The 15,498-nt window shown below is 70.8% G+C and carries 17 protein-coding genes; 8 read left to right on the top strand and 9 right to left on the bottom strand.

The window, feature by feature from the left end:
• Window positions 1-16 precede the first annotated feature (16 nt).
• Window positions 17-604 (bottom strand): histidine phosphatase family protein, encoded by a 588-nt coding sequence (locus ABZU75_RS18630; protein WP_355555474.1) that lies wholly within the window; start codon window positions 602-604, stop codon window positions 17-19.
• Window positions 605-897: 293 nt separating this feature from the next.
• Between ABZU75_RS18630 and ABZU75_RS18625 the strand changes: the two genes are divergently transcribed.
• The 3 genes from ABZU75_RS18625 to ABZU75_RS18615 all read left to right on the top strand — a co-directional run bounded on the left by ABZU75_RS18625 (window position 898) and on the right by ABZU75_RS18615 (window position 4,153).
• On the top strand, window positions 898-1,296 hold the full coding sequence (locus ABZU75_RS18625) for a VOC family protein (protein ID WP_355555472.1): 399 nt from the start codon (window positions 898-900) through the stop codon (window positions 1,294-1,296).
• Between the two features lie 146 nt (window positions 1,297-1,442).
• The gene (locus ABZU75_RS18620; protein WP_355555470.1) at window positions 1,443-2,639 is read left to right on the top strand and encodes a pentapeptide repeat-containing protein; all 1,197 of its coding nucleotides are present in this window, start codon (window positions 1,443-1,445) and stop codon (window positions 2,637-2,639) included.
• 239 nt (window positions 2,640-2,878) lie between these two features.
• Window positions 2,879-4,153 (top strand): ATP-binding protein, encoded by a 1,275-nt coding sequence (locus tag ABZU75_RS18615; protein WP_355555468.1) that lies wholly within the window; start codon window positions 2,879-2,881, stop codon window positions 4,151-4,153.
• A gap of 120 nt (window positions 4,154-4,273) precedes the next feature.
• Here ABZU75_RS18615 and ABZU75_RS18610 read toward each other — a convergent pair whose 3' ends face one another.
• Window positions 4,274-5,668 carry an NAD(P)H-quinone dehydrogenase gene (locus ABZU75_RS18610; RefSeq protein ID WP_355555466.1) on the bottom strand — a complete coding sequence of 465 codons (1,395 nt, stop codon included), beginning with the start codon at window positions 5,666-5,668 and terminating at the stop codon, window positions 4,274-4,276.
• Window positions 5,669-5,821: 153 nt separating this feature from the next.
• Between ABZU75_RS18610 and ABZU75_RS18605 the strand changes: the two genes are divergently transcribed.
• Complete coding sequence (locus ABZU75_RS18605) at window positions 5,822-6,274, top strand: gamma-glutamylcyclotransferase (protein ID WP_355555464.1); 453 nt, start codon at window positions 5,822-5,824, stop codon at window positions 6,272-6,274.
• Window positions 6,275-6,386: 112 nt separating this feature from the next.
• Here ABZU75_RS18605 and ABZU75_RS18600 read toward each other — a convergent pair whose 3' ends face one another.
• Together ABZU75_RS18600 and ccmA are read right to left on the bottom strand one after the other, a co-directional pair.
• Window positions 6,387-7,946 (bottom strand): DUF6297 family protein, encoded by a 1,560-nt coding sequence (locus ABZU75_RS18600; protein WP_355555462.1) that lies wholly within the window; start codon window positions 7,944-7,946, stop codon window positions 6,387-6,389.
• Window positions 7,943-8,572, bottom strand: coding sequence for a heme ABC exporter ATP-binding protein CcmA (gene ccmA / locus ABZU75_RS18595; RefSeq protein WP_355555460.1), 630 nt, complete (start codon window positions 8,570-8,572; stop codon window positions 7,943-7,945). The genes ABZU75_RS18600 and ccmA overlap by 4 nt, the downstream gene beginning before the upstream one ends.
• Window positions 8,573-8,669: 97 nt before the next feature.
• On the opposite strand from ccmA, the gene ABZU75_RS18590 reads away from it, so the two are divergent.
• The 3 genes from ABZU75_RS18590 (at window position 8,670) to ABZU75_RS18580 (ending at window position 11,756) form a co-directional block, all read left to right on the top strand.
• Window positions 8,670-9,005 carry a hypothetical protein gene (locus ABZU75_RS18590; RefSeq protein WP_355555458.1) on the top strand — a complete coding sequence of 112 codons (336 nt, stop codon included), beginning with the start codon at window positions 8,670-8,672 and terminating at the stop codon, window positions 9,003-9,005.
• Between the two features lie 103 nt (window positions 9,006-9,108).
• A complete protein-coding gene (locus ABZU75_RS18585) occupies window positions 9,109-9,912 on the top strand; it encodes a purine-nucleoside phosphorylase (RefSeq protein WP_350911695.1) in 804 nt (267 codons plus the stop codon).
• Between the two features lie 200 nt (window positions 9,913-10,112).
• Window positions 10,113-11,756, top strand: coding sequence for a phospho-sugar mutase (locus tag ABZU75_RS18580; protein WP_355555455.1), 1,644 nt, complete (start codon window positions 10,113-10,115; stop codon window positions 11,754-11,756).
• A gap of 96 nt (window positions 11,757-11,852) precedes the next feature.
• On the opposite strand, the gene ABZU75_RS18575 is transcribed toward ABZU75_RS18580, so the two are convergent.
• From ABZU75_RS18575 to ABZU75_RS18560, 4 genes are all read right to left on the bottom strand, one after another.
• Window positions 11,853-12,536, bottom strand: a complete 684-nt coding sequence (locus ABZU75_RS18575) for a hypothetical protein (RefSeq protein WP_355555453.1) — start codon at window positions 12,534-12,536, stop codon at window positions 11,853-11,855.
• Window positions 12,537-12,569: 33 nt separating this feature from the next.
• On the bottom strand, window positions 12,570-13,649 hold the full coding sequence (locus tag ABZU75_RS18570; RefSeq protein WP_355555451.1) for an adenosine deaminase: 1,080 nt from the start codon (window positions 13,647-13,649) through the stop codon (window positions 12,570-12,572).
• Window positions 13,650-13,785: 136 nt separating this feature from the next.
• A complete protein-coding gene (locus ABZU75_RS18565) occupies window positions 13,786-14,139 on the bottom strand; it encodes a cupin domain-containing protein (RefSeq protein ID WP_355555449.1) in 354 nt (117 codons plus the stop codon).
• 35 nt (window positions 14,140-14,174) lie between these two features.
• The gene (locus ABZU75_RS18560) at window positions 14,175-14,765 is read right to left on the bottom strand and encodes a hypothetical protein (protein WP_355555447.1); all 591 of its coding nucleotides are present in this window, start codon (window positions 14,763-14,765) and stop codon (window positions 14,175-14,177) included.
• An 88-nt stretch (window positions 14,766-14,853) separates the two neighbouring features.
• Between ABZU75_RS18560 and ABZU75_RS18555 the strand changes: the two genes are divergently transcribed.
• The gene (locus ABZU75_RS18555) at window positions 14,854-15,339 is read left to right on the top strand and encodes a T3SS effector HopA1 family protein (RefSeq protein ID WP_355555445.1); all 486 of its coding nucleotides are present in this window, start codon (window positions 14,854-14,856) and stop codon (window positions 15,337-15,339) included.
• Here ABZU75_RS18555 and ABZU75_RS18550 read toward each other — a convergent pair.
• Window positions 15,317-15,445 (bottom strand): ALQxL family class IV lanthipeptide, encoded by a 129-nt coding sequence (locus tag ABZU75_RS18550; protein ID WP_355555443.1) that lies wholly within the window; start codon window positions 15,443-15,445, stop codon window positions 15,317-15,319. The genes ABZU75_RS18555 and ABZU75_RS18550 overlap by 23 nt on opposite strands.
• Window positions 15,446-15,498: the final 53 nt, after the last annotated feature.

Below are 15,498 nucleotides of genomic sequence, written 5' to 3'. Positions count from 1 at the left end.
TCTGCCACACCGCCGCTCATGGTCGCGCGCCGGGCCCGAACCCCGTCCAACGCAGGTCAGGCGGGAGGTGACCCATGTCGTTGTACAACAGCACTGTCGGCGCTACACCGTCGCGATACTCGATCGCCGTCAGCGCCGTGTTTCCGCAGTTCAGCCCCAGCCACCGCGCCGGTGGCGCGTCGAGGGCGTGCCGCACCAGCCAGGCCACCGGATAGGCGTGGGTGACCAGGACCTCGTGGGTCTCGGTTTCGGCGGGGCACGCGAACCTGCCGATCAGTGCATCCGCAAGGGCTGCGCCCGCGGCGGCTTCCGCGGCGTCGTATCCATCGAAGAACCCCGCCCACGCGGGGGGCATCTCGTCCGGCACGTGCGGCACGTGGTCAATCAGCTCGGCCGCCTCCCGCACGGCGACGCCCGGCAGGTGCTCACCTACGATCTGGGCGGAGCGCACTGCCCGGGGAAGGGGCGAATGCCACACGGCATCGACCGGTAGGCCGGCCAGGCGCTCCCCGACCAGTTCCGACTGCCGCTGCCCGACATCGGTCAACTCGCCGAACGGGTTCGCCGCGCCGTGCCGCATCACGTACAGGTGCCGAGTCGCCATTGTCAGATCCCGGGCCTCAGATCCATACCGCATGGCAAGAGCCGGCGCTCGTCCCCGCCACCCGGCGCAGGCCTGCTCGGAAAGTTCGAGCACACCGCACCCCAAGTCAGCCGAACCATCACTGCCCCTTCCCTGGACAACCCAAATTAGGATACTCACAAAATCCAAATGGTCATAACATTCGAAGTAGCGCCAGGGGGTCGGCCGCGATCCGCCGCGTCTACCTCGACTCTTGGCACGGTGGCTCCGTCCTGGAGATCGGCAGCCGTGAGAGGACCATAAGATTTACGATCATGAAGATGCGGATCGATCTGGTGGCGATCGTCGTGGAGGACTACGACCGGGCCATCGAGTTCTTCGTCAACGCCCTGGGCTTCGAGCTGGTCGAGGACTCGCCGTCGTTGACCAACGACGGCCGCCCGAAGCGGTGGGTCGTGGTCCGGCCGCCAGGTGGTGAGACCGCCATCCTGCTCGCCCGTGCGGACGGCGAGCGCCAGGCCGCCGCCGTCGGGGAGCAGTTCGCCGGGCGGGTGGGGTTCTTCCTGCGGGTGGACGACTTCGACGCCGCCCACGCGCGGATGACGGCGGCCGGCGTCGAGTTCGTGACCGTACCGCGCACCGAGCCCTACGGGCGGATCGCCGTCTTCCTGGACATCGCCGGCAACCGATGGGACCTGCTCGGCCCGGCCTGAACGCGGACACCGGCCGTCACGCGGCGAAAGAGGATCCCGGTGGAGGGACTGCCCGTGAGCACCTGGTAGTAAAGGTGCAAGTGGTCGTTTAGCGTGATGCAATGATCTGCTGACACGATCGGGGCCGCTTTGAAGGAGGCTCCCCCGTGCGTCGTTCCATCCCCCTGGCTCTCGTTGTCGCGATCTTCGCGCTGTCGGGGACGATCGTCTCCCCCGCCCAGGCCGCGGCCGGACCGTGCAAGCCCGGCCAGGGCGCCAACCTGCGTGGCAGGGACTTCACCAGGGGCGCCCGGCTCCCCGCCGACCTGCGCTGCGCCGACCTGACCGGGGCCAAGCTGAACAACGTGGAGCTCATCCAGAAGGACCTCACCGGAGCGATCCTGCGCGGCGCCTCGCTCAGGCAGGCCAACCTCACCCAGGCCACGCTGAAGTACGCCGACCTGCGGGGCGCCAACCTCACCGAGGCCGACCTGGGTCAGATGCACGCCGACTACGCCGACCTGCGCAAGGCGATCCTGGTCGACGCCGAGGCCGGGCAGGCGGAGTTCCCGCACGCGAACCTGACCGGGGCGAAGCTGACCAGGGCCGAGCTGACCCAGGTCAACTTCACCAGCGCCAAGCTGATCGACGCCGACCTCGACGAGAGCACCCCCGGCCAGCTCAAGGCCCGCAAGGCCGACTTCACCAGGGCCAAGCTCCGCGAGGCCAAGCTGAGCCAGTCGAACCTGCGCAACGCGACGTTCAAGTACGCCGACGTCAGCGAGGCCGAGTTCACCCAGGCCGAACTCAAGGGCGCCGACTTCACCGGCGCGCTGGTCCAGGGGGCGTCCTTCATCCAGGCCGACGACGTCGACCTCGCCGGCGCCAAGGGCACCCCCACGGGCCTGACCATCCCGCTGCCGACCTCGCTGCCCACCTCCCAGACCAAGGACGCGGAGAAGGCGGACACCCCGCAGGCGGAACCCGCGCGAAGCGCCGGTCCGTCCGTGGGGCTCGTCATGGTCGTGCTCAGCGCGGTGGGCCTGGCACTGACCGTGGTGGCCTGGGGCGTCAGCGCCCAGCAACGGACCCGGCGCGCCGCGCGGTTCACCGTGGTGCGGCGCGGCGCCGAGAACGACATCACCCGGCTGGGCGAGGAGATCGACCAGCTCGACTACGAGTTCCAGATCAGCGGGCGTGGCGGCATGACCGCCGACCACGACTGGCGGCACGCCCTCGACGCCTACGAGGCCGCCAAGCAGGCCCTGTCGATCGCCCGCCGCGAGGAGGAACTGCACTTCGTGGCCCGCGCCGTCCAGGACGGCAGAGCAGCCCTGAACCGCCTCCGCTCCCGCGTCCGCTGACGCCGTCCTGCCGGACGGCGTCAGCCGGGAGCGTGCGGGTTCGGGTAGCAGATCATCGCCCTGCGCGCGTGACGATCGTCTGAAGCATCGATCTCAGGTTGCCCATGGATGAGGGAAGAATTTCGGCAGATCCACCACCACCCCTCCGGCAGATCCACCACTAGCCTTCCGGCAGATCCACCACCATCCCTCCGGCAGATCCACCACTCCAGAGCCGATGACGGCGTACGCTGCCTCATATGGACATCGATGACCTCGCACTCTTTCCCCGACGTGCGCACGAGATGGCGTGCGAGGCGCTTACCGATACCCGGGTGGTGGTGATCAATGGTGCTCGGCAGACGGGGAAGAGCACCCTGGCCCAGGAGATCGCGCGCAAGACTCCAGGTTCGCGGGAGGTCTTCCTGGATCAGGCAGCCGTGCGCGCCGCAGCCCAGGAGGATCCGGACGGGATCGTTCACCACGACGGACTCATGCTCATCGATGAGGTCCAGCGCGTACCCGACCTGCTTCTCTCCATCAAACGTGAAGTTGATTCCGATCCCCGCCCTGGACGCTTCCTCCTCACCGGTTCCGCGCGCCTGCTGGGGATCAAAGATCTTCCAGACGCCCTCCCCGGCCGATCCGAGACCATCGAGTTGTGGCCGTTGTCACAAGGAGAGATCGAATGGCAGCCAGATGGTTTCGTCGACGCGGTGTTCCGAGACGGCGTTGGCATCGAGATCCCACGACCTCGTCTTCGGCGGGCCGACTATCTGGACCGAGCGATGCGAGGGGGCTACCCGGAAGCCGTTCATCGCTCAACCCATCGGCGGAGGGCACGTTTCTTTGACTCGTACGTCACCGACCTGATCAACCGGGACGTGAAGCAGGTGTCGGACATCGAGCACCCGGCCGACATGCGGCGTCTGCTCAACATCCTCGCCGGGCGGATGGGGGGCCTGGCCGTAACCGACAACATCAGCCGTGACCTCGGCCTGCCACGGACCACGGTGAAGCGGTATCTGGACCTCCTGGACCTCGTGTACCTGGTCAGGCGGATTCCGGCGTGGTCTTCCAACGCGACCACGCGCGCCATCGCGACGCCCAAACTCCTGATGATCGACTCGGGACTCGGGGCTCACCTCGCCGGCCTCACCCCGGCCCGGATCAGCGATGTGACCGCCCCCGTCGGTCCGCTCATGGAGAACTTCGTGCTGAGCGAGCTGGCCCGCCAACTCACCTGGTCCGAAGAGCCGGTGCGGCTCTACCACTACAGGGATCGCGATGGCGTCGAGGTGGACGGCGTCCTGGAGCGTGCGTCAGGGGAGGTGGTCGGCATCGAGGTCAAAGCCGCCGAGACCGTGCGCGCTGATGACTTCAAAGGACTCCGGCACCTGGCTAACAAGCTTGGCGACCGCTGGGTAGCGGGATTCGTCCTCTATGCGGGACAGGAAACTCTCCCCTTCGGGGATCGGCTGCGGGCCCTTCCCATCGCTGCCCTCTGGTGTGCGGGATCGGGGAACAACTGCTGATCGTTCATCGCGCCGGGAGACGGGGGACAGATCTTGGTGGTTGCACGCCGTCTCGTCTGTGACGACCGGCTTTGAGAACGAGAGGATCTCAGCTCCGTGAGAAGGCCCGCTCGCGGCCGGTCAGATGCCGCTGGGGGTCATGGGCTGCATGAGGCGGCGGGCGGCCTCGGTGACGGAGCCGGACAGGGAGGGGTAGACCGCGAAGGTGTGGGCGACCTGGTCGACGGTCAGGCGCTGCTGCACGGCCACCGAGACCGCCAGGATCAGCTCCGAGGCGCGGGGGGCGACCACCACGCCGCCGAGGACGATGCCGGTGTGCGGGCGGCAGAACAGCTTCACGAAGCCGTCGTTGAAACCCTGCATCTTGGCGCGGGCGTTGGTGGCCAGCGGCAGCTTGACGATGTTGGCCTCGATCTCGCCGGCCTCGATCGCCCGCTCGGCGACGCCCACCGCGGCGATCTCGGGGTCGGTGAAGATGGCGGAGGCCACGGTGGCCAGGCGGAGCGGCTGCACGGCCTCGCCGAGGGCGTGCCAGACGGCGATCCGGCCCTGCATGGCGGCGACCGAGGCGAGCATCAGGACCCCGGTGCAGTCTCCGGCCGCGTAGACGCCGGGGGCGGAGGTGCGGGAGACCTTGTCGACCTGGATGAAACCGCCCCGGTCGAGGGTCACCCCGGCCTCCTCGAGACCGATCCCGGCGGTGTTGGGGACCATGCCGACGGTCATGAGGCAGTGGCTGCCCTCGGCGGTCCTGCCGTCCTCCAGCGTGACGACCACGCCGTCCGCGGTGCGCTTGACGGACTCCGCGCGGGAGCGGCCCATGACGTTCATGCCGCGGCGGCGGTAGACCTCTTCGAGGACCTCGGCGGCGTCGGCGTCCTCGTTGGGCATCATCCGGTCGCGGGAGGAGACGAGCGTGACCTCCGAGCCCAGCGAGCGGTAGGCGCCCGCGAACTCGGCGCCGGTGACGCCGGAGCCGACCACGATGAGGTGCTCGGGCAGCTCCTCCAGGTCGTACAGCTGCCGCCAGGTGAGGATGCGCTCGCCGTCGGGCTCGGCGCCGGTCAGGATGCGCGGGGTGGCGCCGGTCGCCACGATGACGACGTCGGCGCGGATCGTCCGGTCTCCGGCCCTGACCACCTGCGGGTCGACCAGCCGTCCCGGCGCCTTGATCACCTCGACGCCCTCGGCGGCCAGTCGCGCGGCGATGTCGGCGGACTGCGCCTTGGCGAGCTCCTTGACGCGCCTGTTGACCAACGGCATGTCGGCGATGACGCCGCCGACGTCGCCGTCGGGGCCGCCGGTGAAGTGCACCCCGAGCATGCTGGCGTCGAGAAGCGCCTGCTTGCGTACGGAGGTGGCGATCAGCGTCTTGGAGGGCACGCAGTCGGTGAGCACGCAGGCTCCGCCGGGGCCGTCCTGTTCGACGACGGTGACCTGGGCCCCCAATTGGGCGGCGACCAGCGCGGCCTCGTATCCACCGGGTCCGCCACCAATGATCACTATCCTCGTCACGTACCCCATTCTCCCGCATGGCGCGACCGGCCATCGCTCGGCATCCCTCTCAAAGCACGAAAGTCCCCCAAAACCGTCGTAATTCCACGAGACATCGGCGTGGCTTCGAGGCTGGGTGAGCGTCTCGCGGATCTTCGATTAGTGTTGGCCAACGTGCCTGTCTACGCCGCCTACGGCAGCAACATGGACCCGAAGCAGATGGCCCAGCGGGCCCCGCACTCCCCGATCAGGGGGACGGGCTGGCTCCAGGGCTGGCGTCTGACCTTCGGCGGGAACGATCTCGGCTGGGAGGGCGCCCTCGCCTCCATCGTCGAGGACGCCGCAGAGCAGGTCTTCGTGGTCCTCTATGACGTGCCCGAGTGGGACGAGAGCTCCCTCGACCAGTGGGAGGGCGCGGCGCGCGGCCTCTATCACAAGGTCAAACTCCGGGTGCAGACCATGGAGGGCGAGGTCGTGGCCTGGTTCTACGTGCTCGACGGCTACGAGGGCGGGCTGCCCTCGGCCCGCTACCTCGGCATCCTGGCCGAGGCGGCCGAGCGGGCCGGCGCCCCCGACGACTACGTCAAGGAGATGCGCGGCCGCCCCTGCACCTCCCTGGGGACCTAGGTCCGGCGGTTCCGCCCGGCATCGGGCCTGTGACGATGCCGCATGCCCGGAAGCGTCGCGGGACCCGGGAGAGGCGGCGCCGGACGGCTGCCCGCGACGATCGCCCGCTGTCTCACCCGAGGCGGGCCGGGTCGGCGACGGCTCTCCTCGCGCGAAGCAGGAGCGCGGTCAGCACGGCCGCCCCGGACAGCGCCTGCGCGACCACCAGGGCGCCGAGGGCGGACGGCCCGGTGATCAGGGCCAGTAGCGCGGGGGCGCAGCCGAGCGCGGCGATGTCCACGCCGGTCATCGCCCAGACGAGCGGGCCCATGGGTACGGAGCCCATCGGAGTGTCGATGACCGGCATCGAGTGATCGACGAAACCCCGCCGTGCCATCCGCAGGGCTCCGGCGGCCAGGGCGGGCGCGGACAGCGGGCCGAACAGCCACCACGGGCCGGCGGGCAGGGCACCCATCGCGGTCAGTCCGGCCAGGGCGAGGGTGAGCCAGACGGCGCTCAGCAGCAGCGGCAGCAGCGCCCGTGCGGTGAGCGCCGCACGGGCGCCCACGCCGAAGAGCCGCGCCAGACTCGGGTCCCCCCCGTCGCGGCGCGCACCCGTGGTGCACGCCACCGCGGCGGTCAGCGCTCCGCCGGCCACCAGGATCATCGCGACCGGGGAGAGACCGCCTGCGGCCTGGGCGGCCAGCGCGGGCAGCGCGGTCGCCGCGAGCAGGGCGGCCAGCCGGCCTGGGCGGCGCCCCAGCCTGCGCCAGTCCTGCCAGGCCAGGGCCGGCGGGGCGGACAGGGGCCGCGGGAGCCGGGGCATCGGCCGCGACAGGGCCCCCGACAGCGGCGCCGGCCACGGGCGGGAGCGCAGGGTGCGCCTGCGCCAGTGACCGTCCTCGGCGATCCAGGTCAGGGCTCCGAGTTCCAGGACCACCGTCGCGGCGGCCACCCGGCCGGCGCGGGTGGACGCGGCCAGGACGGTACGCGCGTGGACGCGCCCGAGTGCCGCCCAGGCCCGCCGTAACAGAAGGGCGGTCACGGTGCCGCAGAGCGCCGCCGAGGCCGCGCCCAGCGAGACCGGCGCGTCGGCGACGGCGACCAGCAGGTGCCGCCCCGGACCGCTGCCCAGCACCGTCGCGAGCGCGGCCACGATCGCGAGGACGACGAGCACCCCCTGCAGCCACGAGTCCCAGTGCTGGGACGACTGCGCCAGCACGGCCGCCGCCATCCCGCCGACCGCCGCCGAGACTCCCAGTAGCACCGCGGTGACCAGCCGCGGCGTGAACTGATCCGGCGCACCGAGTACGGCGAGCAGGGCCAGGCCCAATCCCGCGCCGACCAGCGAGGAGATCGCCAGCAGGATCACCGCGCTCCGTCCCAGCACGGCGCGGCGCGGGAGCGGGGAGAGCAGCAGCCAGGCGGCGTCGGCGGCCGTCAGCGCGACAGGGCCGAGCGTGCGGGCGAGCGCGAGGAAGCCCGCGTAGGCCAGGGCGATCAACGCCACCCCGGCCCCGAGCCTCGACGGGTCCGCCTGCCCGGCCATGGTCGCGAGTGCGGAGGCGATGGGCTGGGCCAGTACCGTCACCGCCATCGCGAGCCCGAACAGGGCGACGTACCGGTCCGACCAGCTCATCGGTACCCGGCCACGCGACCGGATGAGGGCCCGTACGGCCTGGACCTCGTTCACGCGGCGGCCTCCAGCGTGATCTGGCGTGCGCGGGTGACGTGGGCGAAGTCGAGGTCGTGGGTCGCCATCACCACGGCGCCACCGGCCGCCGCGTATTCGGTCAGCATGGTCGCCAGCCGCTTCCTGAACGTCGCGTCGAGTCCGCGCTCCGGCTCGTCCAGCAGGAGCAGCCGGCTCGGCCGGAGCAGGGCCATCGCCAGTGACAGCCGCTGTCGCTGGCCGGTCGAGAGCGTCAGCGGTGCCATGTCCCCTCGCCCCGCCAGGCCGAAGACCTCCAGGGCCGTCTCGATCTCCAGGCGGGACGAGCGGTGTACGGCGTGCATCAGTTCCAGATGTTCCCGCACGGTCAGCCCCGGGTACCACGCCGGTTCGTCGCCGACGAGGATGACATCGCGCCAGAAGTCCGAATCATCCGCCGGCGGCCGATCAAGGACGCTGACCTCGCCGGACCTCGGCGGCTGGAGACCCGCTAGGCAGCGCAGCAACGTCGACTTGCCCACGCCGTTCACCCCGACCACGGCGACGATGTCACCCCGGGCGACCGTGAGGTCGACATCCCGCAGGATCGGAGTACCGCTCAACTCCACTCGTACGTCACGGACCACGATGATCGATTCAGTCACCATTTGACCCTAATCCACGACCACCGCCTCCCCCGGTGGTACGGAGGTCTCCGGGGGCGAGGCACCGACCCGGCAGAACGGATCCGCGACCCGCTACACGATGACGACGTTCACCAACACCAGCGAGTCGAACATGTACGTCTACGAGTCGCCGGACGCCACCGGGTTCCGGTTGCTCCACGGGCCCGCGTACACCCCGCCCTCGGGACTGATCCGCGACCCGAGCATCATCCGGCACACCGACGGCCGCTACTACATCGTCCACACGACGAACTGGACCGGCAACACGATCGGCTTCGCCACCAGCACCGACCGGGTCAACTGGACGCCGCTGAACCAGAACAACCCGGTGGTCACCCCGGCCCAGGACACCGGGGGGCTGCGCGACCCGTTCATCCAGCGGAAGCAGGACGGGACCTTCCAGCACCTGAAGTGAGCCGGTGCCTGTCCATGGCCGTCCGCCGGACGGCCATGGACAGGCATGCAGGAAGCGGTACGGAGCGGACGGAACAGCACCGCCGACCGGTACGCTCGGTGAGGTGAGCAATGATCCCTATGCACTCGCCACGGACGCCGCGGACGCGCTGAGAAGCGCCGTCGGCGTGGACTCCTTCGACGTCGCGCTGGTGATGGGTTCGGGCTGGGTCCCGGCCGCCGACGCGATCGGCGAGACGGTCGCCGAGATCCCGGTCACCGACCTGCCCGGCTTCGCGCCGCCCGCCGTGGCGGGCCACGCGGGCCGGATCCGCGCCGTGCGGACCGAGTCCGGCAAGAACGTGCTGATCTTCCTCGGCCGCACCCACCTCTACGAGGGCCGCGGGGTGGAGCCGGTCGTGCACGGGGTGCGGACCGCGATCAGGGCCGGGGTGGGCACGGTCGTGCTGACCAACGCCGCCGGGGGCCTGCGCCCCGAGACCCAGGAGGTCGGCGAGGCGGTGCTGATCAGTGACCACATCAACCTGACCGGGGCCAGCCCGATCAGCGGCGCCACCTTCGTCGACCTCACCGACGTCTACACCCCGCGCCTGCGCGAGCTGGCCCGCGAGGCCGACCCCTCGCTGGCCGAGGGCGTCTACGTGGCCTTCCGCGGCCCGACGTACGAGACCCCGGCCGAGGTCCGGATGTGCCGCATCCTGGGCGGCGACATGGTGGGCATGTCCACGGTGCTCGAGGCCATCGCGGCCCGCGAGGGCGGCGCCGAGGTGCTCGGCATCTCCCTGGTCACGAACCCGGGCGCCGGTCTGGTGGGCGAGCCGCTCAACCACGAGGAGGTGCTGGAGGTCGGCCGCGCCACCGCCACGCGGATGGGCGGCCTGCTGGCCAGGGTCGTCGGCAAGCTGTAGGCCCCACGGCCGGGACCACACGACCAGGACTGCACGGTCTGGGACTGCACGGTCCGGGGCCGCACCGGCCGAGACCACCCCCGGCCGCGGGAACCGGCCACACCCGAGGATCGGTTCCCTTCGGGGAAACACCCGGCTTTCAAGAATCACCCTGCTTGCAAGGGTTCAACCGGCGACGGGCCCCGGCCCGAGAGGTGACAATGAGCAACGATCTCGTGGGGCTCGCCCGTTCCTGGCTGGCCCAGGACCCCGACCCCGACACCCGCGCGGAGCTGGCCGAGCTGCTGGAACGCGGCGACGGCGACGCGCTGCGCGAGCGGTTCGGCGCGAAGCTGGAGTTCGGCACCGCCGGGCTCCGCGGCGAGCTGGGCGCCGGCCCCAACCGGATGAACCGGGTGACGGTCATGCGCGCCGCCGCCGGTCTGGCCCGCGTCCTCGGTCCCGGCAGGCACGTCGTGATCGGCTACGACGCCCGGCACAAGTCCGACGTCTTCGCCCGTGACACCGCGGCCGTGCTCACCGGGGCCGGGCTGCGCGCCTCGGTCCTCCCCGCGCCGCTGCCCACGCCCGTGCTGGCCTTCGCGGTCCGCCACCTCGGCGCCGACGCGGGCGTGACGGTCACCGCGAGCCACAACCCACCCCGCGACAACGGTTACAAGGTCTACTGGGGCGACGGCTCCCAGATCGTGCCGCCGATCGACGCGGAGATCTCCGCCGCCATCGACGCGGTCGGGCCGGTCTCCGAGCTGCCCCTCGGCTCCCCGGACGATCCCGCATGGACCACGCTGGACGACGGTGTGGTGACCGCCTACCTGGAGGCGGTGACCGCGCTCCCGATCGGCGCCGCCCGCGAGCTGCGGGTGGCGTACACCCCGCTGCACGGCGTCGGCGGCGACACCCTGGCCAGGGCCTTCGCCACCGCCGGGTTCGACGCGCCGGCCGTCGTCGAGGCCCAGGCCGCCCCCGACCCCGACTTTCCCACCGTCGCCTTCCCCAACCCGGAGGAGCCCGGCGCGATGGACCTCGCGCTGGAACTGGCGGAGCGGGTCGGCGCCGACCTGGTGCTGGCCAACGACCCCGACGCGGACCGCTGCGCGGTGGGTGTGCCGCTGCCCGGCGGCGGCTACCGGATGCTGACCGGCGACGAGGTGGGCGCCCTGCTGGGCGAGCACGTGATCAGGCAGACCTCCGGCGAGGACCGCCTGGTGGCGACCACCATCGTCTCCTCGTCCCTGCTCGGCAAGATCGCCGCCGGGTACGGTGTGCGCTACGCCGAGACCCTGACCGGCTTCAAATGGATCATGAAGGCCGGTCCAGGCCTGCTCTTCGGGTACGAGGAGGCGCTGGGGTACAGCGTCGGCTCCGATCTCGGGCTGCCCGTGCACGACAAGGACGGCATCGGTGCGGCGCTGACCGTGGCCGGGATCGCCGCCGAGGCCAAGCTGGAGGGCCGCGGCCTGCTCGACCTCCTGGACGACCTGGCGCGCCGGCACGGCCTGCACGCCACCTCCCAGCTGTCGTTCCGGGTGGCCGACCTGTCGCTGATCACCGGCGCCATGGCCCGGCTGCGGGCCACGCCGCCCGCCCGGCTCGGCGGCCGCGAGGTGGAGACCGCCGAGGACCTCGGCGAGGGCGTGGGCGGGCTCCCGCCCACCGACGGCCTCCGCTACCACCTGTCCGGCGGCGCCCGGGTCGTCGTCCGGCCCTCGGGTACCGAACCCAAGCTCAAGTGCTACCTGGAGGTCGTGGTCCCGGTGACCGGCGAGGTCGCCGAGGCCCGCGGGCGGGCGGTACGGGATCTCGACGCCCTGAAGGCCGACCTCACCAAGGCCCTCGGCCTCTGACCGCGCCTGTTCCACGGCCGGGGACGATCATGCTTCCCCGTGATCGTCCCCGGCCACACCACCTCCCCGAGCCCGGCGCCACCGCGATCGGGGCGATCAGACCAGGAAGGCCGCGACCACCAGCAGAGCGGCGACGGCCACGGCGACCAGGGCACTCGGTGCCCAGTTCATCCTGAGCGCACCTGTCTCGGATGCGGTGCCGGTCCCGCTCGTGACCCCGGCCTCCGCCTCGGGCACGGCCGCGTCGCTCTCCGAGGTCCCGGCGACCGAGGCCGCCCGCCTGGCGGCCTTGGCGCGTTCGGTGATCTGCTCGGCCACCCAGTCGGCGTGCGTCTTGCCCGCCATCGCCTCGGCGGCGGCCTGCTCGGCCTTCGAGCGGACCGGCTCGGTCCTGAAGCGGCCCCGCGCGGGCGCGGGCCTTCCCTTGCGCGCGGCCGCCGCCCGCTCACGGGCCGAGGTCTGCGGCGCCCAGCAGCGGACCCTCCGGCCGCCGGAGGTGATCGTGATCGAGTGCGAGACCGTGACCTCGTCCACTCCGCTCCAGGGCACGAAGGCGTTCCGCAGCGGGTTGCGGACCAGCACCCCCTCCTCGGACATGACGATCATCGGGCGCAGGCAGGTGACGAAGACCAGCGCGGTCAGCACCCCCAGCACCGCCGCGGCGACCATCGAGGGACGACCGTTGTAGCGGACGACCAGATCCACCGCGTTGCCCGCGGCGAACACCATCCAGAGCCAACCGACGATCATCGCGAAGTTGGAGCGGAACACCTGCTTCATGGGAGAAAGCTCACTTCACTCGTACGTGCCCGGTCACGCCTGCCACTTGAGGCGCGCGAAACCGGGCTTGATGACGCCGTTGATGAGCGCCAGGCGCTCGTCGAACGGCAGGAACGCGGACTTCATGGCGTTGACCGTGAACCACAGCATGTCGTCCCAGTCGTAGCCGAACGCCTCCGACAGCTTGGCGAACTCCTCGGAGAGGCTCGTACCGCTCATCAACCGGTTGTCGGTGTTGACGGTCACCCGGAAGTTCAGGCGGCGCAGCAGGCCGATCGGGTGCTCGGCGATGGAGGCCGCCGCACCGGTCTGCAGGTTGGACGTCGGGCACATCTCCAGCGGGATGCGCTTGTCCCGGACGTAGGCCGCCAGGCGGCCCAGCTTGGGCTCCCCGTCGTCGGAGACGGAGATGTCGTCGATGATCCGGACGCCGTGACCGAGCCGGTCCGCGCCGCACCACTGGATCGCCTGCCAGATCGACGGCAGGCCGAAGGCCTCACCGGCGTGGATGGTGAAGTGGGCGTTCTCCCGCTGGAGGTATTCGAAGGCGTCGAGGTGACGGGTGGGAGGGTAGCCCGCCTCCGCGCCGGCGATGTCGAACCCGGCCACCCCGGCGTCGCGGTAGCGAACCGCCAGCTCGGCGATCTCCATCGACCTGGCCTGGTGACGCATGGCGGTGAGCAGGGTGCCCACCCGGATGCCCCGCCCCTCGGAACCGGACCTGAAGCCCTCCTGGACCGCCTCGATGACCTCTTCGAGGCTCAGCCCCCTGGAGGTGTGCTGCTCGGGCGCGTAACGCACCTCGGCATAGACGATGCCGTCGTCGGCCAGGTCCTCGGCACACTCGGCGGCGACCCTGACCAGCGCCTCGCGCGTCTGCATGACACCGACCGTGTGGTCGAAGGTCTCCAGGTAGCGCACCAGCGAGCCGGAGTCGGAGGCCTCCCTGAACCAGGCGCGCAGGCTGTCGGCGTCGGTCGTCGGCAACCTGTCGTAGCCCGACTCGCGGGCCAGCTCGATGATGCTCTCCGGCCGGAGCCCCCCGTCGAGGTGATCGTGGAGCAACACCTTCGGAGCCAGGCGGATCTGCTCAAAAGTGGGTGGCTGACTCATCTACATCCTTCCAGCGGGGAGACCTCGACTTTAGTCACGGGGACGGAGTGCGTGACGGCCCCACGTGTTCCGGGTGACGTGTTCACGACCAGGCCCGCCTCGGCGCCGCGGGCCTGGTCGATGCCCTACGGGGCGACTAGTCGTCGCGGTTGGCGGTCTCGGGGGAGAAGGCGGGCAGGCAGATGGCGACGTACTCGGCGCCGTCCGGCCCCGAACGGTAGCGGATCCGCTCCCCCGGCTCGCAGGTGAACACCTCCCCCGCGCCTACCTCGGTGGTGCCCCCGTCGTGCTCCACGATCACCGTGCCTTTGAGCACCAGGGTGTACTCGGCGAACTCCGGGGTCTGGGCGGGCTCCTCCCAGCCCGCCGGGGCGACCATCCGCGCGATCGAGATCCGGTCGTCGCCGCTGTTGACCCGGCCGACGTACTCGTCGATCGTCTTGCCGCCCGGAACGGGAATCCGCGTCGCGTTGTCGATTTTGCGTACCATCAGACCAGTCTGTCACTGGTCACGGGGTGCGCCGCTCAGTGCGCGACGTCGATGACCAGCCGGTTCGGGTTCTTCTGCTCCAGCACCCGGAACGGTGCCCTGCGGTCGAGGACGATGCCCACGCTCACCACTCCCTCGAAGTCCCCCGTCTTGACCACGCTCTGCACGTTGCCGAGCTGTGCCTGGAAGATCGGCCCGCCCGTCCAGGTCGGCTTGCCCGCCTCGGTGTGCGCGATGGCGGGGCTCATCGTCAGCTGGAGGTAGGCCCCGCCCTCGACGTCGACCCGATCGCCCGAGCCGTCCTGGACGAGCTCGGGCACCCATCGCACCGTGTAGCCGGGCACGTCTCCGTTCAGGTCGATCACCACCCGGTCGAACCCCTGGTGCCGGCCGAACCTGGCCCCGGTGACGGCCGGCGAGGCAACGGTGGTGCGCTCGACCTCGATCTCCTTGGTACTCGTCGGGGGACGTGGCCCGGCCGGCGTGGAGGTCGGAGCGACGGCGGGATCCGCGGGGGCCGTGGTCGCCGGGACCCCCGAGGACGGGGGCGCGGTCTGCGTGTCCGAGCCGCAACCGGCCAGCAGGAAGAGGGGAAGGAGCACGAGGGGAACGAGGGTGCGGTTCATGATGAGCCTCCTGCCCCGTTAGATGCCCAGGTCTCCGGAGAGGTTCACCCTCTGCCGTCCGGCTGCGCCCTGACAAGATCCTGACAGCTTGTCGAAGGACGAGTCAAGCATCCGGATAATGGCCGGAACGGCGGCGATTCACGACGGTCGGCCACGAAGGCAGGGCGAGCGGTGCGACACCTTCGCCGGCATCACCGAGGACGGCCGCGATCTGTATTCGCGCCGCGACAGCATCGTGGTCCACCTGGGACGCCTTGCCTGGCACGCGGTGCCGGAGATCGGCGCGGCGGCCACCGCGACCGGCGGGCTGCGCCAGGATCTGTCCACCTATGTCGCCGCGCTCGGCCGCGGCATCGGCTGGGCGTGGGAGCCGCAGGTGAACGTGGCGCAGGAACGGTGGCTCCGGCAGGTGATGCCGACGGGCGAAGGGAGCTCTCCGCCTGGACGGGGAGCATGTCCAGAGCCTGGACGTGCTCCCCGCGGCCTTCTTTCGTGGCTGACGGTTTTACGGGAGAAACCCGCTTTGATCCGCGTGCGCGGATCACCGCGTACTAGAACTGGCTCGTGTACGTGACGACGTCATAGACGAGGCTCCACGGGGAGCAGGTGCTGTAGCACGGCAAAAGGGGGCTCTCCGCCTGGGCGGGGAGCATGTCCAGAGCCTGGATGTCGAGTTCCATCGTGAATTTCCTTCGGTTGGGGAAAGACCTCCGCCGGTGATGCGGGGGTCTCG

This window comes from Streptosporangium sp. NPDC005286 (assembly GCF_040607515.1).
Taxonomy (GTDB): Bacteria; Actinomycetota; Actinomycetes; order Streptosporangiales; family Streptosporangiaceae; genus Streptosporangium.
The sequence above is the reverse complement of the archived record's forward strand: the minus strand, read 5'-3'. Positions and strand labels throughout refer to the sequence as shown.